The sequence below is a fragment of the Actinomadura napierensis genome, assembly GCF_039529375.1.
GTDB classification, from domain to species: Bacteria; Actinomycetota; Actinomycetes; order Streptosporangiales; family Streptosporangiaceae; genus Spirillospora; species Spirillospora napierensis.
The window spans coordinates 15443-35333 of record NZ_BAAAMR010000084.1 but is presented as its reverse complement, the minus strand read 5'-3'; the positions used below and the strand labels follow the sequence as shown (position 1 = coordinate 35333).

Sequence of the window (19891 nt, the reverse complement as noted above, 5' to 3'; positions counted from 1 at the left end):
GGGCGGCCATCCGGCCGTCCGCCCGCACCCGGCGGGACGGTCACGGCCGGCGCGAGCGCAGGCCGTAGGCGACGTTGATCATGACGATCCCCGCCCACGCGAGCGACAGCCCGAGGCCGCCGGCGTTCACGACCGCGATCGCGCTGAGCGGGATGGCGGCCAGCAGCGACAGCACCGCCAGCAGCAGGCTGTAGTCGCCGGCCCCGCTCGCGCGGGGCGCTCTGGGGCGGCGCCGCGGGGCCGGGGACGCGGCGGCGCTCGTGTCGAGGACCTCCTCGATGCGGTCCACGACCGTCTCGATGAAGGCCGCGTCGTAGTCGGGGCCCAGCTCGCGGCGGGCCGCCAGGGCCGCGGTCAGGTCCTCGCGAGGCAGTCGTCGGGTCGTCATGTCTCGGTTATAGGCGTGCCGGGGCGCGTGCCGCCTCACCCTTCGGTGCCAACCGGTGCGTACCCCGCAGGGATGAGCGGGGGCGGAGCCGCGTGCGCCGGTAAACTGCCGGTTTCGTCCGAGAATCGTCGGAGGTTCCTGTGACCGTGCGGGCCCGCTCGACCGTCCTGGCGGCCGTCGTCGGCGCCGCCGCGCTCGTCCTCGCCGGGTGCGGGGCCGGGACGAAGGCGGACGACGCGGGGGCGAGCGCCGCCCCGAGCGCGTCCGCGCCGCTGGAGCCGATCCCCGCGATCAAGACCGCGGACGTGAAGCCGCTCGTCGGCCGCTGGGTCGGCCCGGCCGAGGACTACTTCCAGTTCAAGGCGGACGGCACCGGTGTGTGGGTGAAGAACGGGCAGAAGCTGTGGAGCGGGACGGCGATCCCCGAGGGCGGCGGGACGTACCGGTTCTCCTGGCAGGGCGGCGACCCGAAGACCGCCTCCTACTGGGGCGTGTCCCTGACCGAGAAGAACACCAAGATCGTCTTCGCCGGGACGAGCCAGAAGTACGCCAAGGCGGCCGCGCAGAAGGGCAAGACCGCCGGACACAAGGGCAAGGGATGACCGAGACCATCGAGAACGCCGGGAACCCGGAGAGCGCGGGGGACGGCGCGTTCGCCTCGCCCGCCGACGTCGAGCGCAGGCTGGGCGAGGCCCGCTACCTCGCCGACGAGGCGATCGCCACGACGGTGTTCCTCGCCCAGGCGCTCGGCAAGCCGCTGCTCGTCGAGGGACCGGCCGGGGTCGGCAAGACGGAGCTGGCCAAGGCCGTCGCCGCCGCCACCGGCGCCGAACTGATCCGGCTGCAGTGCTACGAGGGCCTGGACGAGGCCCGCGCGCTCTACGAGTTCAACTACAAGAAGCAGCTCCTCGCCATCCAGGCCGCCCCGGCGGACCGGGCCTGGCAGGAGACCCACGACGACATCTTCTCCGAGGAGTTCCTGCTGGAGCGGCCGCTGCTGGCGGCGATCCGGCGGAGCACCCCGACCGTCCTGCTGATCGACGAGGCGGACAAGGCCGACGTCGAGGTCGAGGGCATGCTGCTGGAGATCCTCTCGGACTTCCAGGTCACGATCCCCGAGCTCGGCACCGTCAGCGCCGTCCGCCGCCCCTTCGTGCTGATCACCTCGAACGCGGCGCGGGAGCTGTCGGAGGCGCTCAAGCGCCGCTGCCTCTACCTGCACCTGGACTACCCGGCGCCGGAACGGGAACGTGACATCGTCCTCGCCCAGGTGCCGGGCGTCGAGGCGGAGCTGGCCGAGCAGCTCGTCCGGACGGTCGGGACGCTGCGCGCGCTGGAGATCAAGAAGGCGCCGTCGATCGCCGAGACCGTCGACTGGGCCCGCACCCTGCTCGCGCTCGGCCTCGACGAGCTGGACGAGGCGGCCGTCGCGCGCACGCTCGGCGTCGTCCTCAAGCACGCCTCCGACCAGGAGCGCGCCGTCAAGGAACTGGGCCTGAGGGGCTGATCGGATGGCCTCGCTCGTCGACCGGCACACCGGGTTCGTCGCCGCGCTGCGGGAGGCCGGGCTGCCGGTGTCGGTCGCCGAGGGCCTGGACGCGGTCCGCGCGATGCAGGTCGTCGACCTGCTGGACCGCGACTCGCTGCGCGCCGCGTACGCGGCCACGGTAGTGAAGCGGCCGCAGCACCGCCCGACCTTCGACACGCTCTTCGACCTGTGGTTCCCCGCCGCGATCGGGGACGGCGCCGGGGCCCCGGCCGAGCGGGACCGTCCCGCGCGGACGCTCGGCGCCGACGGCAACCCCGTCCCGCCCGCCCTCGACCCCGAGGTGCAGCGGCGGCGCGAGGAGCTGATGGAGCTGTTCCTGTCCGGCGACGACGCGGCGCTGCGGCAGTTCGCCCGCAACGCCGTCGCCGAGTACGGCCGCACTCCGGGCCAGGAGTCGTGGTTCTCCTCCGGCGTCCTGCGCGCGCTGTCGCCCGAGACGCTGATGGCCGGGCTGCTCAACGCCGTGCTCACCGGGCAGGAGCGCGGCGGGATGGCCGAGCGCGTCGCCCGCCGCACGTTCCGCGACCGGATCGCCCGGTTCGAGGACCTCGTCGCGAGCGAGGTGCGCCGCCGCATCGCCGAGGACACCGGCGTCCAGCGGACCGCGCGCCTCGCCGTCCGGCCGCCGCTGGAGCGCCTCGACTTCTCCAGCGCGAACCGCGCCGACCTCGCCGCGCTGCGCCGCGAGGTGTACCCGCTGGCGCGCAAGCTCGCGTCCAAGCTCGTCCAGAAGCAGCGGCACGGCAAGCGCGGCCGGCTCGACTTCCGCCGGACGGTCCGGGCGTCGCTGGCCAGCGGGGGAGTGCCGCTGACGACCCACTACCGGCCGCGCCGCCCGCACAAGCCGGAGCTGGTCGTGCTGTGCGACGCCAGCGACTCGGTGTCGGCGTTCGCGCACTTCACGCTGCTGCTGACGTTCGCGCTGCGCGAGCAGTTCAGCAAGGTCCGCGCGTTCGCGTTCATCGACGCCACCGACGAGATCACCAAGTACTTCGCGCCCGGCGCGGACGTCACCGACGCGATGACGCGCATGGCCGCCGAGGCGGACCTCGTCTGGATCACCGGCCGCTCCAACTACGGCCACGCGATCAAGGTCTTCGACGACAGGTACAGCGACGCCATCACGCCCAAGACGTCCTTGCTGGTCCTCGGCGACGCCCGCTCCAACTACGGCGAGCTGTCGCTGCCGATCCTGCGGTCCATGGTCGACCGGACGCGGCACGCCTACTGGCTGAACCCCGAGCCGCGCCGCCTGTGGGACACCGGCGACTCCGCCGCGTCCCGCTACGGCGACCTCGTCCCGATGTTCGAGTGCCGCAACCTGACCCAGCTCGCCGCCTTCATCGAGGAACTCGCCTAACGCTCGCGGATGGCGAGGGCCAGGGCGGCGCCGGCGAGGGCGACGACGGCGGAGGCGAGCATCGCGATGTCGGTGCCGTGGGCGAGGGCGGACGGGCCCTGGCCGGAGCCCGTGGCGATCGCGCCGACGACCGCCACCCCGATGGACGCGCCGATGTAGCGGGCGGTGTTGTTGGCGCCCGAGCCCATGCTCGCCCGGTCGGCGGGCACGCTCTCCACGGCCAGCCGCGCGAGCATCGCGTTCGCCAGCCCGCTGCCGATCCCCGAGACGGCGAGGCCGGGGACGAGCCGCCACCAGTGTGCGTCCGGCGCGAGCCCGAGCATCGCGAACTCGCCGACGGCGCTGAGCGCGAGCCCGGCGCCGAGCAGCCGACCGGCCGGAAGGCGGGCCGGGAGCCGCCGCGCCTGCAGCGCCGCCGCGAACGACAGCCCCGACCAGATCGCGAGCACCAGCGCCGACGCCACCGGCGACAGCCCGAGCACCAGCGTCATCACCGTCGCCAGGTAGCTCATGACGCCGATCACGGCGAGGCCGGTGACCAGCGCCCCGGAGATCGACAGCAGGAACGCGGGGCGCCGGAACAGCGCGAGGTCGAGCATCGGCTCGCGGCGCCGCGCCTCGACCGCGGTGAACGCGGCCAGCAGCACGGCCGCCGCACCGAACAGCATCAGCACGCCCGGACGCGTCCAGCCGGCGCGCCCCCATGTGATCGCAGCGACCAGCGCCGCCACGCCCAGGCTCATGGTGACCAGCCCGGGCACGTCCAGGCCGCGCGGACGGTCCGCCCGGGACTCGCCGAGCGCCCGCACGGCGACCGCACCGAGCACGGCCGACGCGACGGCCGCGACCCAGTACCACGCCCGCCAGCCGGCCACCGAGGTCAGCTCGGCCGACGCGATCGGCCCGAGGGCGATGCCGAGGCCGAGCATCGCGCCCCACACGCCGGTGGCGTGGGCGCGGCGCGGACCCGGCGGGAACGCCGCCGCGATGATGCCGAGCCCCGTGGCCAGCAGCGCGGCGCTCGCCGCGCCCTGCACGATCCGGCCCGCGACGAAGACCCCGGTCGTCGGCGCGACGGCGCAGGCGGTGCTGGACGCGGTGAGGACGGCCGCGCCGGCGGCGAACACCCTCCGGCGGCCGTGGTCGTCGGCCAGGCTTCCGGTCACCAGCAGCGCCGCCGCCAGCCCCAGGCTGATCGACGACATCAGCCAGATCCGCGCCGTCGCGCCCGCCTCCAGGCCGCGCGCCGTCTCGGTGAGCGTCGCCATCGGCGCGGTGTAGTTCATCAGTGCCAGCAGCGTCGCGGCGGCCGGCAGCGCCAGCGCGGCGGCGGAGCCCGCCGGGAGCCGCCCCGTGCGCGGTGTCGCCAGAGTCGTCATGCGGCCTTCCCCCTGAAGTTCAGTCAATGAACTCGAATGGGGAGACGATAGCACGTGAGGTTCGTTCAATGAACCGGCGGGGCGGTACTGTGGGGCCATGGCACTCGGCAAGGACTACGCGGCCCAGGACTGCTCGCTGGCCCGCGCGCTCGAGGTCGTCGGCGAGCGGTGGACGCTGCTGATCGTCCGGGACGCCTTCTACGGCGTCCGCCGGTTCAGCGACTTCCTCGCCCACCTGGACGTCCCGCGCGCGGTGCTGTCCGCGCGCCTCCAGTCGCTCGTCGAGTCCGGCGTCCTCGCCAAGGACGGCCACGACTACGTGCTGACGGACATGGGCAAGGAACTGTGGCCCGTCGTGCACACGCTGGCCCGCTGGGGCGAGGAGCACCTGTCGGCCGAGCCGTGCCGGCTGTTCGTGCACGCGGGCTGCGGCGGCCGCGTCGGCACCGACGGCGCCTGCGCCGCCTGCGACCGCCGGATCCCGCTGGAGGACGTGGAGATCCACGCCGGCCCCGGCGCCCGCCACCGCGACGACCCCGTCAGCCGCCTGCTCCGCACCCCCCACCGGCTCCTGGAGCCGATCAGGCCGTGACTACCCGCCCAGGGCGCGGGCGATGAGGTCGGCGACCGCGTCCGGGTCGAGGTGCTGGCCGGTGAGGCCGGCGAGGTTCTCCTGGTAGATCAGCACGGCGGCGAAGGTGGCGGCGGCGGCCTCCAGGCGGGCCTGGTCGCCGCGGGCGCCGGGCAGCGCGACCTCCAGGGCGCGGCGGGCATGCAGGAACACCACGCGGTTGAGGTGGCCGAGCCGGTCGCGGACGGAGCGGTGCGTGTCGGCCTCGCGGAACAGGATGCGGCGCATCGCGGGGGAGGCGTGCAGCGGCAGCCGCCGGGCCAGCCGCGACAGGGTGCCGGCCGGGTCGCCGGGGACGGCCTCCAGGGGCTCGTCCGGCGGGTCCTCCACGAAGGTGCGCTCGTCGACCAGCGCGACCAGCACGTCGATCTTCTGCGGGAAGTAGTGGAAGACCAGCCCCTTGGGCACCTGGGCCCGGCCCGCGATGCGCGCCGTGGAACTGGCCTCGTAGCCGCGGTCGGCGAACAGCGCCTCCGCCGCGTCCAGGATGCGCGTGCGCGAGTCCGCCGCCGCGCCGGTCCGCCGCCCGCCCATCGGCACCGCCCCCCGCAGGCCCGTGCGGCCCCGGGGCGCCGGTGCGCCCGAGGCCGTCGCGGGATCTTCGATCAGGCCGCGGCGGGCCTGCCGCCGTGCGCCTGCGTGGCTCCCCACAGGCCGACGATAGCCGCGACACCGCCGGCGATCCATGCCGTCCACGCGGAGGCGTGCGCGCCGGTGAAGCCGAACGCCCACGGCGCCACGAAGATCAGCAGAGCGAACGCGGTCGCCGCCCACGACGGCGTGCCGGGGCCGCCGAGCAGCGCCCACAGCCCGGCCGTCATCAGCAGCGCGCCGAGCACCATGAGCGGCTGCTCGCCCGCGTTGTCGCCCCACAGTTCGGGGGCCACCAGGACGACGAGGCCGGCCACGAAGGCCACCCCGTCCTGCCATGCGAACCTGTCCATCCGTCGCACCTCCGCCGATCACCTTTGGACCTCTTCGTCCGTTTCGTTGATTCCCTGATTGACCGGCCGGTCAATCTTCCGTACCGGAGTGAGCAGGGCCTCCGCGAGGTAACGCGGACGGGACGGAGAGTGAGGTCATCCGCAGCGGATACCCTGCACGCTCATGGAGACCGATGTGGCGGGCCCGGCACCGCGGGCCAGGCGTGCCCTGCTCGGCCCCCTGTGGCGGCTGATCGACGGCCGGCCGGAGGACTCGCGCGCCGTCATCGCACGCCGCGCCAGGATCCTCGTCACGATCGCCACCGGCCTCGCCAACCTCGGCGGCGCGCTGGTCGTGCTGGCGTTCGCGGTCGTGGTGCCCGACCCGGTCGGGGACGTCTCCGACCGGCTGCGGGTCATCAACGTCGCGGTGTTCACCGCCTACGTCGTCGCGGCGGTGCCCGCCGGGCTCGTCCTCGGCGAGCGGTTCTTCCGGCGCGTCCGGCGGCTGGTCGAGCGGCACGACGAGCCGGACCGGCACGAGCGGTCGCTGCTGCTGTACGGGCCGCTGCGGCTGATGGCGCTGCACCTGACGCTGTGGGGGATCGGCACCGTCGGCTGGGTGGTGATCAACGCCCCGTTCTCCGTGCTGCTGGCCGTCAAGCTCGGCCTCACCAGCCTGCTCGGCGGCCTGACCACCTGCACCATCGTCTACCTGCTGACCGAGCGGCTGCTGCGGCGGGCGGTGACGACCGCGCTGCGCAGCCAGGTGCCGCGCCGCACCGGCCTGCCCGGCGTGGTGGCCCGCTCGGTGCTGGCCTGGGGGTTCGGCACGGCGGTGCCGATCCTCGGCCTGATCACGCTGGCGGTCGGCTCGTTCGTGATCGCGAAGATCACCGTGCGGGACTTCGCGCTGGCGGTCCTCGCGCTCGGCGGCACCGCGCTGGTCATCGGCCTCGCCGTCACCTACGGCGCGGCCCGCGCGATCGCCGACCCGGTCGAGTCGGTGCGGCTCGGGCTGGCCCGGGTCGAGCGCGGCGACCTGGACGTCGAGGTCCCCGTCTACGACGCCAGCGAGGTCGGGCTGCTGCAGGCCGGCTTCAACCACATGGCGGCCGGGCTGCGCGAGCACGCCCGGCTGCAGGACCTGTTCGGCCGGCAGGTCGGCGAGGACGTCGCGCGCGTCGCGCTGGAGCGCGGCATCGACCTCGGCGGCGAGACCCGCGAGGTCGCGGTGATCTTCGTGGACATCGTCGGCTCCACCCGGCTGGCCGCCGACCGGCCGCCCGCCGAGGTCGTCCGGCTGCTGAACGAGTTCTTCGCCGTGGTGGTGAAGGTGGTCGGCGCGCACGGCGGCTGGATCAACAAGTTCGAGGGGGACGCCGCGCTCGCCGTCTTCGGCGCCCCGCTCGCGCTGGACGGCGCGCCCGGCCGCGCCCGGGCCGCCGCGTACGCGCTGGCGCGGCGGCTGCGCGACGAGGTGCCGGAGCTGAGCGCGGGCGTCGGGGTGTCCGCGGGCGAGGCCGTCGCCGGGCACATCGGCGCCGAGGAGCGGTTCGAGTACACCGTGATCGGCGACCCGGTGAACGAGGCGGCCCGGCTGACCGACCTCGCCAAGAGCACCGAGGAGCGCGTCCTCGCGTCCGGCTCCCTGGTCGCCATGGCGGACCCCGAGGAGGCGGCGCAGTGGGAGCTCGGCGAGGAGATCACCCTGCGGGGCCGCACCCGGACGACCCGGCTCGCCGCGCCGCGCCACCTCGACGGCGAGCCCGGCTAGGACGGCCCTAGCGTGGCGCCGCTCAACGTCGTGTAGAACGGCGAACCGGCGAACCCCGTCCCGGTCTCCTCGCCGATGTAGACGTCGGCGTGGTTCTGGCCGCCGAAGCCGGGACGGAACAGGTCGGTGACGGTCCAGCGCGCCTTCCGGAACGCCGCGCACACCTTCACCTCGATGCGGTGGCCGTTGCCGTCCCTGCCGCAGTCGACGATCGCGAACCGTTGCCCGCGCGCCAGCACCGACCGGTCGGCCGCGGCGGACGTCCAGGGCCGCAGCGGGTGGCCCGCCGAATCGCGGGTCGTGCCGTCCAGCCAGTACCCGACGCTGTGCGACCAGTTCAGGTACCGGCCGCGCTGCGGTCCGGAGGTGATGCGCCCGCTGCCCTCTTCCTGAATGATCGCGAGGAATTCCTCCGGATAGGAGCCGAGCGGGGTCTTTCCATGCGAGCAGTGCAGCTGCGGGCAGCCCTCGACCGCCTTCCGCTTGCCGCCGTGCAGGCTCTCGACCGCCGTGTAGTACGTGGTGATCCGCCAAGCACCGGGTCTGCCGAGCGGCCGAACCTTGCCGGCCTCCGGGGAGGCGGCCGGAGCGGACACGGCGGTCGCCGTCGGCGGCGGGACGTCCAGCGCGCCCGCCGAGCTTCCGGCGGCCCGGCCGCAGCCGGCCACGGCACCGCACAGCGCCAGTGCGGCGGCGAGCGATGCCCTCGGCCGCATCGGCGCCCTCCTCAGGTCCGGTCCGCGCCGGTGCGCTCCGGTTCGTCCGCCACGGGGGACCCTACCTCGGAGCCGGCCGCCAGGCGGTCCGGCAGCAAGAATCCGGCCAGGAGCAGGACGCCCGCCGCGGCCACCACCCTGTTGCTGAGCCGTCCGGCGATCGGGCTGACGCATGCGGGGCGGAAAAGAACAAGGCGGCGTCCCCGTCGTGCGGGGCGCCGCCTTGGTCGTGGGCCGGGTCAGTGGCCTCGGGCGATCCATTCGTCGAGGTGCGGGGCCTCGGCCCCGATGGAGGTGGAGTCGCCGTGGCCGGTGCGGACGACCGTGTCCGGCGGGAGCGTCAGCAGCCGCTCGCGGATCGAGGCGATGATCGTCGGGAAGTCGGAGAACGACCGGCCGGTCGCGCCCGGGCCGCCGTTGAACAGCGTGTCGCCGGAGAAGACGGTGCCGAGGTCCGGCGCGTGCAGGCAGACGGCGCCGGGGCTGTGGCCCGGCGTGTGCAGGACGGTCAGGCGGGTGCCCGCGACCGTGATGACCTGGCCGTCCGACAGCTCGCCGTCCGGGCCCTTGTCCGGGTGCCTCTGCTTCCACAGCATCAGGTCGTCCGGGTGCAGCAGGACGGGCGCGCCGGTGCGGGCGGAGAGGGCGGGGGCGGCGTCGATGTGGTCGTCGTGGCCGTGCGTGGACACGATCGCCACCAGCCGCCGGTCGCCGACGGCCGCCGCGATCGCGTCGGCGTCGTGCGCGGCGTCGATGACGATCGCCTCGGCGTCGTCGCCGACGATCCAGACGTTGTTGTCGACCTCCCACGTCCCGCCGTCCAGGGAGAACGTCCCGGAGGTGACGATGTGGTCGATCCGGGCCGACATCAGAGGACCACCACCGAGCGCAGCACGTCGCCGTGGTGCATCTTGTCGAACGCGGCTTCGACGCCGTCCAGTTCGATGGTCTCGGATACGAAGGTGTCCAGGTCGAGGCGGCCTTGCAGGTACAGGTCGATGAGCATGGGGAAGTCGCGGGAGGGCAGGCAGTCGCCGTACCAGGACGACTTGAGCGACCCGCCGCGTCCGAAGACGTCCAGCAGCGGAAGCTCCAGGGTCATCTCCGGCGTCGGGACGCCGACAAGGACAACTGTGCCGGCCAAGTCGCGGGCGTAGAAGGCCTGCTTGTAGGTCTCCGGGCGGCCGACCGCGTCGATCACCACGTCGGCGCCGAACCCGCCGGTCAGCTCCTGCACGGCCTCGACCACGTCGGTGCCCTTGGCGTGGACGGTGTGGGTCGCGCCGAGCGAGGAAGCGGTGGCGAGCTTGCGCTCGTCCAGGTCGATCGCGATGATCTTCGCGGCGCCGGCCAGCCGGGCGCCCAGCACCGCCGCGGCGCCCACGCCGCCGCAGCCGATGACCGCGACCGAGTCGCCGCGTCCGACATTCCCGGTGTTGATCGCCGCGCCCAGGCCGGCCATCACGCCGCAGCCCAGCAGACCGGCGACTTCCGGCTTGGCGGCGGAGTCGACCTTGGTGCACTGGCCGGCGGCGACCAGGGTCTTGTCGGCGAACGCGCCGATGCCCAGCGCCGGCGACAGCTCCGTGCCGTCTTCGAGGGTCATCTTCTGGGCGGCGTTGTGGGTGTTGAAGCAGTACCAGGGACGGCCGCGCAGGCACGCCCGGCACTGCCCGCACACCGCGCGCCAGTTCAGCACCACGAAGTCGCCCGGCTCCACCTCGGTGACGCCCTCGCCGACCGACTCCACCACGCCCGCGGCCTCGTGACCGAGCAGGAACGGGAACTCGTCGTTGATCCCGCCCTCGCGGTAGTGCAGGTCGGTGTGGCACACCCCGCACGCCTGCACCTGCACGACCGCCTCACCCGGACCCGGATCGGGAACGATGATCGTCTCGATCCGCACCGGCTCGCCCCGCCCGGGTGCGACGACCCCGCGTACCTGCTGCGCCATGCTGCCGCCTCTCGTCGTGTTCCGTCCTTGATCCGACCCTATAGACCGCGGCCACGGCCTCCTCCCATGGCTTCTGCCGTCCGGAAGATCCGGGGCGCCCCCTCGCGGGGGAGGCCGCCGCCCCCTGAGGTACCGGATTCAAGATCACCATCCGGCGCGATGCCCGCCCGGGTGCGCCCGCCGGAGGCTGGGGGACGTTCGCCACCGACCCGAAAGAGGACCGCCATGACACGCCGTCTGAAGATCGCCGCGGCCGGAGCCGCCGGTGCCGCGATCATCGCCGCCGGCGCCGCCCCCGCCCTGGCCGGCGGGGGGACGAAGGACCGCCCGGCGGCGGCGCACGAGCACGCCGCCCGCGGGCAGCTGGTCTCGGTGCGCCACCTGGGCGCCAAGTCCGCCGCCGAGGTGCGCGCCTGGCTGGCGACCGAGGGCTTCGACGCCTCCTCCGTCCGCTACGGCGTCGACTCGTACCGGCTCGTCTACCGGACGGTCGACGCGCGCGGCCGGGCGACGGTCGCCAGCGGCCTGTTCGTGCTGCCGCGCAACGGCGCCCGTCAGCTCCGCACGGTCTCCTACACGCACGGCACCACCAGCTACAAGGCCGACGCACCCTCGACGGCGCAGGACGTGTGGGGCCCCGGCCCGGCCGTCACCTACGGTTCCGCCGGATTCGCCGCCGCGGCGCCCGACTACCTCGGCCTCGGCGAGGGGCCGGGCGTGCACCCGTGGAAGGACGTTCCGACCGAGACGTCCGCGTCGCTGGACATGCTCCGCGCCGCCCGGCAGTTCGCCCTGCGCGAGCACCGGGCGTTGGACGGTCAGGTGCTCGTCACCGGGTTCTCTCAGGGGGCCTCGTCCGCGCTCGGGCTCGCCCGAGCCCTGCAGGAGGGCGCCGACCCGCATTTCCGCCTTCGCGCGGTCGCCCCGATCAGCGGCGGGTACGACTTCCGCGGCGCGGAACTGCCCGCCCTGCTGAAAGGTGGAGTCGACCCGAAGATGTCCGTCGCCTACGTCTCGTACCTGCTCACCTCGTGGAACCGCATCCACGGCGGCATCTACGACAAGCCGTCCGAGCTGTTCCGGGAACCGTACGCGAGCCATGTCGAGAAGTACTTCGACGGCACCACACCCGGCGAGGTCATGCTGAAGGGCCTGCCCGACACCCTGAAGGAACTGCTCACACCGCGCGGGTTCGCGGTGCTGCGCCACCCGTCCGGCACGTTCGCCGAGGCCCTGCGCGTGGACGGGGAGGTCTGCACGGCCTGGACGCCGCGCGTCCCGCTCCGGCTCTACAAGATCACCAACGATGACCAGGCGGTGACCGCGAACACCGACCACTGCGCCGCCGCGTTCCGTACGCGCGGCGTCGATGCCCCGGTCATCGACGTCGGCGACCGGGTCTACGGCGGTTCCCGGCACCTCGGGTCCAACGTGGCGGGCACGGCTCTGGTCGCCCGATGGTTCGCGGGCCTGAGCTGATCGGCGCCGGCCGGGCGCGCTAACCGAACCGGATCGTGGCGAGCTTGTCGGCGGCCTCCCGGTCCAGCACCGTGACCCCGTCGGCCGGCGGGAGGGCGCCGCCGCGGGCGCGTTCGATGAGCGGCACCCAGCGGCGGCAGTGCCGGGCGAACGTGACGCCGGTGACGGCCCGGCCGCGCGCGAACTGCCCGGCGCGGGCGGTGGCCGGGTCCACGTCGATGAGGATCAGGTGCAGCCGCCCGCCCCGGCGGCGCGCCAGCCAGGCGAAGCAGTGCAGGATGTGCGGCCACGTCCCGCGCGTGTGGGCCACGACCCCGTGGCCCGCCAGGATCGCGCGTCCGATCCGCCACACGTGGGTGACGTGGACGAGCGGGGTGCGCAGCCGCACCGGCAGCGGGCGCAGGAAGCGCGCCCACCAGTTGCGCGACTGCCGCGAGTCGATGATCCGGACGTCGCCGACGGGCACCGGCGCGGTCTCCTCGCCGCTCAGCCCGTACAGCCGGTTCAGCAGCGTGCTCTTGCCCGCCCCCGGGAGTCCGGCGAGCAGGACCAGCGACCCCGGCGGGTAGCGCAGGGCGGGTCCCGGTTCGGTGTCGTCGATGATGCGCTCCTGGTCTCGGCCCCGAGTCGGTGCGGATGTGGTCGTCAAAACGAACACTCCGCACCACTGGTTCCGGCGGGCCGGAGCACCGGGCGGCGCGGCGGACGATCGGGCGGACGATCGGGCGTACGGGCGGGCGGGCCGTCAGGCGGGCCCGGTCACCAGCCCCGCGAGCGCCATTCCGGCAGCGACGGGCGCTCCCGGCCGAGCGTGGTGTCCTTGCCGTGGCCCGGGTAGAACCAGGTGGCGTCCGGGAGCCGGCCGAAGACCCGCTCCTCCACGTCCGCGAACAGCTGCTTGAACAGCGTCGGGTCGCCCCAGGTGTTGCCGACGCCGCCCGGGAACAGGCTGTCGCCGGTGAACAGGTGCGGGCGGTCGGCCAGCTCGCCGCCGGCGTCGTACAGCAGCGCGATCGAGCCGGGCGTGTGGCCGCGCAGGTGGATGACCTCGAGCGTCGCGCGTCCGACGCGGACGGTGGCGCCGTGCTCGACGGGCTCGGCGACCGGCTCGGGCAGCGGCTCGGCGTCGTGCGGGTGCGCGACGACCGGCGCGCCGGTGGCCCGGGCGACCTCGGTCAGCGCCATCCAGTGGTCCTGGTGGCGGTGCGTGGTGACGATCCGCGCGAGCGGCCCGTCGCCGATCAGCTCCAGCAGCCGCGGCCCCTCGTTGGCCGCGTCGACGAGCAGCTGCTCGCCGGTCGCGGTGCAGCGCAGGATGTAGGCGTTGTTGTCGTACGGCCCGACCGCCACCTTGGTGACCGTCAGGCCCGGTAGCTCCCGGACGTCGGGCCGGCCGCCGGCCTCGACGTTCCCCGTGTAGGTCATGGGCGAGTCCTCCCATCGGCAGTACGCGCCGTCGGTGGTGCGCCCCCGTCAGTGGTGCGCCCCGTGGTGGTGCGTGGGGACCATCCTCCACCATCGCCCGCCGCCGCGGGCGACCGGGCCGAATGAGTCACGGGACTCAGCCGTACCGTGCACCCGGCGGCGGACGTTTCCGCCTTGCCGTCCCACCATGGTCATTGGAAGATCGGTAACGACCCGTGAGGACGGTGCCGCGTTGATCACCGCATTCCGTCCCGGACCGGACCGGGAACGGCCGGAGGAGCTGCTCGGCCACGCCTGCGCGCTGGTCCGGCTCTGCGGCCGCGACTCCGCGATCGCCGCCGTGTTCCTCGCGCTGGTGCTGGTCGGGACCGTGAGCCGGCTGGCGTCCGGGCTCCCCGGCGTCGTCGCGCTGGCGCTGCTGCCGGTGCTGGCCGGCTCGTTCGCGGTCTCGGCCGGGTACGCGGTGCGGTCCCGGCGGACGCTGCTGTCGGTGCTCGGCGAGGTGCGCGGCCGCACCGGCGCGCCGGTCGACCCGGGCGTGCCGTGGACGCCGTTCGGCGCGGCCGCCGCCCTCGACGCGCGGGTCCGCGACACCGAGCTGCGGCGGCTGCTGGCGGCGGCGCACCGCGGCGGCGAGCTGTCCTGGCTCGCGGTCGCCTGGTCGGCGGCGACCGGCGTGCTGTTCCTGTTCTGGTGGCTGGCGACGGCGGTGACGGGCGGGTGAGCGGATGATCGACCACGACGTCCGGCCCGGCAGCTTCTGGGAGCGGCTCGGCCCGGACGACCGGCAGGCGCTGCGGGCGATGGGCCGGCGCGCCCACATCCCGCCGGGCGGGACGCTGTGCCACCAGGGGGTGACCGCCCCGGCCGTGTACGTGGTGTTCAAGGCGGCGCCGCGCGCGGCGAGCAACGCCGTGGCCAAGGAGTTCGTCGACTCCAGCGAGGGCGACGAGTCGATCATCGACCTGTTCGGGTCCGGCGACCTGGTGGGCATGCTCGGGGCGTGGGGGCATCCGCAGCGCGGCACCATCGCGGCCCTCGACCACGTCGAGGCGCTGCGGGTGGACCGCCGCAACTTCCGCGGCCTGCTCGCCGCGAACCCGCGCGTCGCCGAGGCGATGATGCACGCCGTCTCGGAGAGCGTCGGCTACGGCGGCCGCCGCCACGCGGTGCGCGCCGCCGAGCATCCGCAGCGCCTCGCCTACCACCTGCTGGAGCTGGCGCACCGGTTCGGCGTGCGGTCCGCTCGCGGTACGGAGATCCCGCTGCGGCTCAGCCAGGCCGAGCTGGCGAACTGGTCCGGGATCTCCCGCGAGACGCTGGTGCGCTGGTTCCGGCTGTGGCGGCAGAAGGGCATCCTCGACCGCAGGCCGAGGCCGCTGACCATCCTCGACGCGGAGAAGCTGCGCCGCGCCGCCAGCCCGTGGGGGGACGAGTGGCCGGCGATCGAGGCGGAGCCGGACGTCCCCGCCGGGATCCCTGCGGCCCGTCCGGAACCGGACGCGCCCGGTGGCCTGGCCGCCCGCGCCCCGGTGCGCCTGGACGCGGGCGGCGGCGAGCCGCCGGTGCGGCTCCCCGCCGACAACCCGTTCTTCGCCGGGCGGACGATCAGTCTCGGCAAGCTCGACATGCTCGTCGCCCAGGCCGAGTGGCCGCGCGCCGTGATCGTCCAGGGGATGGCGGGCGTGGGCAAGACGACGCTCGCGCTGCACTGGGCGCACCGGGTCGTCGACCGGTTCCCCGACGGGGTGGTGTTCGCCGACCTGCGCGGGACGACCCGCAGCCCGGTCACGCCGGCGGAGGCGATGGGTCAGGTGCTGCGCGCCGCCGGCGTCCCCGGCGACCAGCTGCGCAGCACCGAGGCGGAGCTGGCCGCGCAGTGCCGCTCGCTGCTGGCCGACCGGCGGATGCTGCTGATCCTCGACAACGCCGCGCGGCCGGAGCAGATCAGGCCGCTGGTGGGCGCGATGGCGTCCGGGCTGGCCGTGGTGACGAGCCGGCGCCGGCTGCCGTCGCTGCTCGAAGGCGCCGACGTCCGCACGCTCGAACTGCGCGAGATGGTCACGCAGGAGGCCGTCGACCTCATCGCCAACGTGCTCGGACCGGCGGACGCCCGCGTCCGCGAGGAGCGCAGGGCGGTCGTGCGACTCGCCCGCGAGTGCGGTCACCTCCCGCTCGCGCTCGCGGTGATGGCGGGCCGGCTGGTGGAGAATCCTGGCGAGTCCATCGCCGGGACCGTCCGGGAACTGGCCGCCAGCGACGCGCATGCCGCGCCGTCCTACGAGACGGCCGTGCCCGGCGTCCTGCGCGAGCCGCCGCTGGAGGGGGCCGAGCGGCGCGCGACGGGGACCCCGGTCGGCGCGGGGCTCGGCGGTATCGAACTGACGGGCATCGAGCTGCACGACGGCGCCGGGCACGGCGCGTCCGCGCCGGGACTGCGCGGAGTGCTCAGCCCCACGTTCGACGTCGCCTACCGCAGCCTGCGCCGCGACCACCGGGAGGCGTTCCGGGTGCTGGGGCTCGTCGCGGGCCCCGACTTCACCCCCACCGCGCTCGCCGCGCTGCAGGACCGGACGGTCGACGAGGCGCGCGAATGCCTGGAGGGGCTGCGGCAGGCGTACCTCGTGCACGACGTGGCGCCCGGCCGGTACCGGATGCACGACCTGCTGCGCGACTTCGCCCGGGACCGGGGCCTGGCGGAGGACGCCGACAGCGACCGCCTCGCGGCGCAGCGCCGGCTGCTCGCCGGGTACCTCGCCGACGCGCGCGCGGCGGGGGACGCCCTGGCGGGGCGGCGCCGTCCCGTCGTCCACCAGGGCCGCCAGGCGGACGGGGCGCGGGGGCGCCCGTCCGCCGGCGAGGATGCGGGCGCCGAGCGGGCGGTGGCGCTGGCGTGGTTCGAGGCCGAGCGGCGCGACCTGGTCGCCGCCGTCCACCAGGCCGCCCGCCTCGGCCTGCACCGCACCTGCTGGGAGCTGGCGGACGCGCTGTTCGACTTCCAGGAGTTCCGCCGCTACAGCGAGGACAACATCGCCGTCCACCAGGCGGGCCTGCACGCCGCCCGCACCGAGGAGGACTGGGCGGCCGCCGCCGTCATGCTGCACAACCTGGCGGTGGCGCACTTCGAGGCGGGCGGCTCCGTCCAGGCCATCGGGTACGGGGAGGACGCCCGGCGCGCCTTCCGGACCGTCGAACCGCCCGACCGCTACGGCGAGGCCGCCACGCTCGCCACCCTCGCCGACCTGCACGTGGCGCTCGGCCGGTACCTCACCGCCATCGAGCACGCGCGGCGCTCCCTGGACGTCCACCTGGAGCTGGACGACCTCGGCGGCCTGGCGAAGGACCACGACACCCTCGCCCGCGCGCGCTTGGGGATCGGCGACTACGAGACGGCGCTGAACCACGCCGGAGAGGCGCTGAAGGTGCGACGTCGGATCGGCGACCAGCCCGGCGTCGCGGAGACGCTGCTCACTCTCGCGCAGGTGCACCGCCGCCTCGGCAACGTCCATGAGGCGGTGTCGCACGCGTTGGAGGCCCTCTACATCCGCCAGGAGATGGCCGACGGGCACGGCGCGGCGCAGGCGCTGACCGAACTGGCCCGGATGAACGCCTCGCTCGGGCTGCGCGAGATGGCGCTGCGGGACGCCGAGCAGGCACTGCGGACCTACCAGGCGCTCGGCGCCCGCCACGGGGAGGCCCGCGCGCTGACCACCCTCGGCATGCTGATGTGCGACGCCGCCCGCTACCCGGAGGCGTTCACCCACTGCGGGCAGGCCCTCCGCCTGCACCGCGACACCGGCGACCGGCACGGCGAGGCCGAGGCGATCGCGCAGATCGGCATCGTCCACTGGCGCCTGGGTCGCTACCGGGAGGCGCGCGAGCACCTGCTGCGCGCACTGGAGATCCGCCGCGAGATCGGCGACCAGCACGGCGAGGCCCACGACCTGGAGCACCTGTCGGTGGTCATGCGCCGGCTCGGCCGTCCGCAGGAGGCGTTCGTGCTCGGCCTGGAGGCCCTCGACCTGTGGCACGGGCTCGGCGCGCAGAGCGGCCTGGCCGGCACCCTCGGCAGCCTCGCCCGCACCTACCTGCGCCTCGGCCTGCCCGAGGACGCCGAGCGCGCCGCCGCGCAGGCGCTGCGGATCCGGCGGGCCGTCGGCGACTGGTACGGGATGGGCGTCGGCATGGACACCTTCGCCGCCGTCCTGCGCCGCAGCGGCCGCCCGCACGAGGCGCTGGAGATGGAGCTGGAGGCGCTCCGCGTCCTCGGCGAGGTCGGCGACCGGCACAGCGAGGCCACCGCGCTGGTGCACCTCGCCTCCGTCCACCTGGACCTCGGCGCCGCCGCCGAGGCCGGCGCGGCGGGCGCGCGCCCCCTGCGCGCGGCGACCGAGGTCGGCGACGCCCGCGAGCAGGCGTACGCCCTGCACACCATGGCCCGCGCGTGCCTGCTGCTCGGCGAGCACGCGCGTGCCTGCGAGCATTTCGAGGCCGAGATCGCGATCCGCCGCGACATGGACGATCATGGTGGGCGGCGGGCCGCGCTGGAACTGCTCGGGCGGTCCCGGGCGGCGCTCGGCGACCGGGCCGGCGCGGCCGACTGCGCCCGGCGCGTCCGGGCGCTGGACAAGTGGCTCGCCTCGGACAGGTCGCTCGACATGTGACGAACTACGCGGTCCATCGACGTACCGCCGCGTTCACTGGAGACGGGGCGCCCCGTGCGGCGCGGCCACGCGCCTTCAGGGGCCCCGCCCGGTCCGCGAGGAGGCGTGATGGGACCCACCCCGTTCTGGGACGAGCTGCCGCAGGCGGCGCGGGACGCGCTGCGGCGGGCGGGCGCGCCCGCCGTGATCCGCCCCGGGGCGTTCCTGACCCGCGAGCACACCCGGGCGTCGCAGGTGTTCGTGCTGCGCGCCGGAGCGGTCAAGGTGTGGGTGAACCGGGACGGCGAGATCGCGATCCTCGACGTCCTCGGGCCCGGCGACCTCGTCGGGGAACTGGAGGCGGCCGACGGCGGCGTCCGGCACGCCAACGTCGAGGCGCTCACCCGGGTCGAGGCGCTCGTGCTGCCCGCCGACCGGTTCCGGGGCGTGCTGGACGCCCATCCGGGATCGGCGTGGGCGGTCGCCGCCGTCCTGGCCGGACGGCTCCGCGACGCCAACGAACTGCGCATCGCGCACTTCCCCGACGACGCCGGACGCCGGCTGGCGAGCCGGCTGCTGCGGCTGGCGGCCCGGTTCGGGACGCCGCTGAAGGCGGAGGGCGCCGGCGACGACGCCGTCCAGGTCGAGGTGCCCGTCACCCAGCAGGACCTCGGCCGGTGGGCCGGGATGGGGCGGCGCAAGGTCGCGCAACTCCTCGCCGCCGACCCGCTGGGCGGCGCCCTCGCCGTCGCCCGCGGCACGATCGTCGTCCGCTCGATGGCCGCGCTGCGCCGCCTCGCGGACGGCGACGACCCCGGCTAGCCCGGAGCTAGAAGCCGGACGGATTGTGCGGCCACGGCGGCGGGACCGGCACCGGGCCGTCGGGGCGCGCCGTCACGCCCGCGCCGTCCGTGCGGCCGCTCAGCCATCCGAGCAGCGCCCGCCCGGATCCGGACGCCTCCGGCCCGCCCGCCGTCCACCCGAGGTCGGCGGACTCCCCGGAGTCGGTCGCGGTGATCCGGTACCCGGCCGGCTCGCCGCGCAGGTCACCGGGCAGGGCCGCCAGGTCGGTGAGCGTGCTGGTCAGCGCCCACCGCACGTACGGCTCGGGCCAGTCGGCCGGCCCGTACCCGGCGGCGAGGTCGACATGGTGCGCCTCCACCTCGTGCCAGCGGCGCAGCACCGTGTACCAGGCCGGGTGCGGCCACCCGGTCATCGCCGTGACCGGAGCGTTCCAGGCGTCGTCCGGCATCGCCCGGACCTGCTCGGCGAACCGAGCCGCCGTGGCGCGCACGTCCGCGGCCAGCTCGGCGGCCCCGCGTCCCGCGCCCGCCTCGATGTCGGCGTTGCGCCGCTCCAGGCTCGGGTACTGCGGGATGGGCACGCCCGTCCGCGCGGACTCCAGCAGGTTCCACAGCGAGTCGGCGTTGCGGGCGACATGCGTCGCGACGTGCCCGCGGGACCAGCCGGGCAGCGCCGACGGCGCCCGCAGTTCCGGCCCGGTCAGCTTGGCGACGGCCACCGCCACCCGCTCCGCGCCCGCGTCCACCTCGTCGATCGCCAGCCGCCAGGTCTCCACCGGAGCCCCCCAGATCACTCGTCGGAGGCTCCATCCTGACGCAGCCGCCCCGCCCGCGCCAGACGGCCCGCGGCCACCGCGCCGCGCG

At 75.0% G+C, this 19891-nt stretch carries 19 protein-coding genes; 9 read left to right on the top strand and 10 right to left on the bottom strand.

All coding sequences use genetic code 11. The annotated features are described in order from the left end of the window. Nucleotides 1–40: 40 nt before the first annotated feature. Nucleotides 41–388, bottom strand: a complete 348-nt coding sequence (locus tag ABD296_RS35475) for a hypothetical protein (RefSeq protein WP_344277657.1) — start codon at nt 386–388, stop codon at nt 41–43. A 140-nt stretch (nt 389–528) separates the two neighbouring features. On the opposite strand from ABD296_RS35475, the gene ABD296_RS35470 reads away from it, so the two are divergent. From ABD296_RS35470 to ABD296_RS35460, 3 genes are read left to right on the top strand one after another with little or no spacing between them, the layout of a single operon-like run. Then, a complete protein-coding gene (locus tag ABD296_RS35470) occupies nt 529–990 on the top strand; it encodes a hypothetical protein (RefSeq protein WP_344277655.1) in 462 nt (153 codons plus the stop codon). Beyond that, nucleotides 987–1895, top strand: a complete 909-nt coding sequence (locus tag ABD296_RS35465) for an AAA family ATPase (RefSeq protein ID WP_344277653.1) — start codon at nt 987–989, stop codon at nt 1893–1895. The genes ABD296_RS35470 and ABD296_RS35465 overlap by 4 nt, the downstream gene beginning before the upstream one ends. 4 nt (nt 1896–1899) lie before the next feature. Further along, on the top strand, nt 1900–3297 hold the full coding sequence (locus ABD296_RS35460; RefSeq protein ID WP_344277651.1) for a vWA domain-containing protein: 1398 nt from the start codon (nt 1900–1902) through the stop codon (nt 3295–3297). On the opposite strand, the gene ABD296_RS35455 is transcribed toward ABD296_RS35460, so the two are convergent. Continuing rightward, a complete protein-coding gene (locus ABD296_RS35455; RefSeq protein WP_344277649.1) occupies nt 3294–4676 on the bottom strand; it encodes an MFS transporter in 1383 nt (460 codons plus the stop codon). The two genes, ABD296_RS35460 and ABD296_RS35455, sit on opposite strands and share 4 nt — an antisense overlap. Nucleotides 4677–4773: 97 nt before the next feature. Here ABD296_RS35455 and ABD296_RS35450 point away from each other — a divergent pair, with 97 nt between their 5' ends. Beyond that, entirely contained in the window at nt 4774–5268 is a 495-nt protein-coding gene (locus ABD296_RS35450; protein ID WP_344277646.1) for a winged helix-turn-helix transcriptional regulator, read from the top strand. On the opposite strand, the gene ABD296_RS35445 is transcribed toward ABD296_RS35450, so the two are convergent. Both ABD296_RS35445 and ABD296_RS35440 read right to left on the bottom strand, forming a co-directional pair. Continuing rightward, complete coding sequence (locus tag ABD296_RS35445; protein ID WP_344277643.1) at nt 5269–5958, bottom strand: TetR/AcrR family transcriptional regulator; 690 nt, start codon at nt 5956–5958, stop codon at nt 5269–5271. It abuts the gene before it with no gap. Continuing rightward, nucleotides 5913–6251 (bottom strand): SPW repeat protein, encoded by a 339-nt coding sequence (locus tag ABD296_RS35440; protein ID WP_344277640.1) that lies wholly within the window; start codon nt 6249–6251, stop codon nt 5913–5915. The genes ABD296_RS35445 and ABD296_RS35440 overlap by 46 nt, the downstream gene beginning before the upstream one ends. A gap of 163 nt (nt 6252–6414) precedes the next feature. On the opposite strand from ABD296_RS35440, the gene ABD296_RS35435 reads away from it, so the two are divergent. Next, nucleotides 6415–8007, top strand: coding sequence for an adenylate/guanylate cyclase domain-containing protein (locus ABD296_RS35435; RefSeq protein WP_344277637.1), 1593 nt, complete (start codon nt 6415–6417; stop codon nt 8005–8007). On the opposite strand, the gene ABD296_RS35430 is transcribed toward ABD296_RS35435, so the two are convergent. The 3 genes from ABD296_RS35430 to ABD296_RS35420 form a co-directional block, all read right to left on the bottom strand. Then, nucleotides 8004–8723, bottom strand: coding sequence for an RlpA-like double-psi beta-barrel domain-containing protein (locus ABD296_RS35430; RefSeq protein WP_344277634.1), 720 nt, complete (start codon nt 8721–8723; stop codon nt 8004–8006). The two genes, ABD296_RS35435 and ABD296_RS35430, sit on opposite strands and share 4 nt — an antisense overlap. 239 nt (nt 8724–8962) lie before the next feature. Further along, complete coding sequence (locus ABD296_RS35425; protein WP_407061551.1) at nt 8963–9592, bottom strand: MBL fold metallo-hydrolase; 630 nt, start codon at nt 9590–9592, stop codon at nt 8963–8965. Beyond that, nucleotides 9592–10677 (bottom strand): S-(hydroxymethyl)mycothiol dehydrogenase, encoded by a 1086-nt coding sequence (locus ABD296_RS35420; protein WP_344277631.1) that lies wholly within the window; start codon nt 10675–10677, stop codon nt 9592–9594. Before ABD296_RS35420 ends, ABD296_RS35425 begins: the two co-directional genes overlap by 1 nt. A 225-nt stretch (nt 10678–10902) precedes the next feature. Between ABD296_RS35420 and ABD296_RS35415 the strand changes: the two genes are divergently transcribed. Beyond that, a complete protein-coding gene (locus ABD296_RS35415; RefSeq protein ID WP_344277628.1) occupies nt 10903–12156 on the top strand; it encodes an alpha/beta hydrolase family protein in 1254 nt (417 codons plus the stop codon). 19 nt (nt 12157–12175) lie between these two features. On the opposite strand, the gene ABD296_RS35410 is transcribed toward ABD296_RS35415, so the two are convergent. Beyond that, nucleotides 12176–12814: an ATP-binding protein gene (locus tag ABD296_RS35410; RefSeq protein ID WP_407061550.1), complete on the bottom strand. Its 639-nt coding sequence runs from the start codon at nt 12812–12814 to the stop codon at nt 12176–12178. 101 nt (nt 12815–12915) lie between these two features. Continuing rightward, a complete protein-coding gene (locus tag ABD296_RS35405; protein ID WP_344277622.1) occupies nt 12916–13581 on the bottom strand; it encodes an MBL fold metallo-hydrolase in 666 nt (221 codons plus the stop codon). A gap of 232 nt (nt 13582–13813) precedes the next feature. On the opposite strand from ABD296_RS35405, the gene ABD296_RS35400 reads away from it, so the two are divergent. The 3 genes from ABD296_RS35400 (at nt 13814) to ABD296_RS35390 (ending at nt 19046) form a co-directional block, all read left to right on the top strand. Then, the gene (locus ABD296_RS35400) at nt 13814–14305 is read left to right on the top strand and encodes a hypothetical protein (RefSeq protein WP_344277620.1); all 492 of its coding nucleotides are present in this window, start codon (nt 13814–13816) and stop codon (nt 14303–14305) included. 4 nt (nt 14306–14309) lie between these two features. Next, nucleotides 14310–18245 (top strand): tetratricopeptide repeat protein, encoded by a 3936-nt coding sequence (locus ABD296_RS35395; RefSeq protein WP_344277617.1) that lies wholly within the window; start codon nt 14310–14312, stop codon nt 18243–18245. Between the two features lie 108 nt (nt 18246–18353). Further along, nucleotides 18354–19046: a Crp/Fnr family transcriptional regulator gene (locus tag ABD296_RS35390; protein WP_344277614.1), complete on the top strand. Its 693-nt coding sequence runs from the start codon at nt 18354–18356 to the stop codon at nt 19044–19046. Nucleotides 19047–19053: 7 nt separating this feature from the next. Here ABD296_RS35390 and ABD296_RS35385 read toward each other — a convergent pair whose 3' ends face one another. After that, complete coding sequence (locus tag ABD296_RS35385) at nt 19054–19821, bottom strand: maleylpyruvate isomerase family mycothiol-dependent enzyme (protein WP_344277611.1); 768 nt, start codon at nt 19819–19821, stop codon at nt 19054–19056. Between the last annotated feature and the right edge of the window lie 70 nt (nt 19822–19891).

Excerpts from the sequence above, each read along its gene's own strand:
- ABD296_RS35430 (WP_344277634.1), bottom strand. The coding sequence starts at position 8,723 with ATGCGGCCGAGGGCATCGCTCGCCGCCGCACTGGCGCTGTGCGGTGCC.
- ABD296_RS35460 (WP_344277651.1), top strand. The coding sequence starts at position 1,900 with ATGGCCTCGCTCGTCGACCGGCACACCGGGTTCGTCGCCGCGCTGCGG.
- ABD296_RS35465 (WP_344277653.1), top strand. The coding sequence starts at position 987 with ATGACCGAGACCATCGAGAACGCCGGGAACCCGGAGAGCGCGGGGGAC.
- ABD296_RS35405 (WP_344277622.1), bottom strand. The coding sequence starts at position 13,581 with ATGACCTACACGGGGAACGTCGAGGCCGGCGGCCGGCCCGACGTCCGG.
- ABD296_RS35395 (WP_344277617.1), top strand. The coding sequence starts at position 14,310 with ATGATCGACCACGACGTCCGGCCCGGCAGCTTCTGGGAGCGGCTCGGC.
- ABD296_RS35450 (WP_344277646.1), top strand. The coding sequence starts at position 4,774 with ATGGCACTCGGCAAGGACTACGCGGCCCAGGACTGCTCGCTGGCCCGC.
- ABD296_RS35415 (WP_344277628.1), top strand. The coding sequence starts at position 10,903 with ATGACACGCCGTCTGAAGATCGCCGCGGCCGGAGCCGCCGGTGCCGCG.
- ABD296_RS35425 (WP_407061551.1), bottom strand. The coding sequence starts at position 9,592 with ATGTCGGCCCGGATCGACCACATCGTCACCTCCGGGACGTTCTCCCTG.
- ABD296_RS35390 (WP_344277614.1), top strand. The coding sequence starts at position 18,354 with ATGGGACCCACCCCGTTCTGGGACGAGCTGCCGCAGGCGGCGCGGGAC.
- ABD296_RS35435 (WP_344277637.1), top strand. The coding sequence starts at position 6,415 with ATGGAGACCGATGTGGCGGGCCCGGCACCGCGGGCCAGGCGTGCCCTG.
- ABD296_RS35440 (WP_344277640.1), bottom strand. The coding sequence starts at position 6,251 with ATGGACAGGTTCGCATGGCAGGACGGGGTGGCCTTCGTGGCCGGCCTC.
- ABD296_RS35420 (WP_344277631.1), bottom strand. The coding sequence starts at position 10,677 with ATGGCGCAGCAGGTACGCGGGGTCGTCGCACCCGGGCGGGGCGAGCCG.
- ABD296_RS35475 (WP_344277657.1), bottom strand. The coding sequence starts at position 388 with ATGACGACCCGACGACTGCCTCGCGAGGACCTGACCGCGGCCCTGGCG.
- ABD296_RS35455 (WP_344277649.1), bottom strand. The coding sequence starts at position 4,676 with ATGACGACTCTGGCGACACCGCGCACGGGGCGGCTCCCGGCGGGCTCC.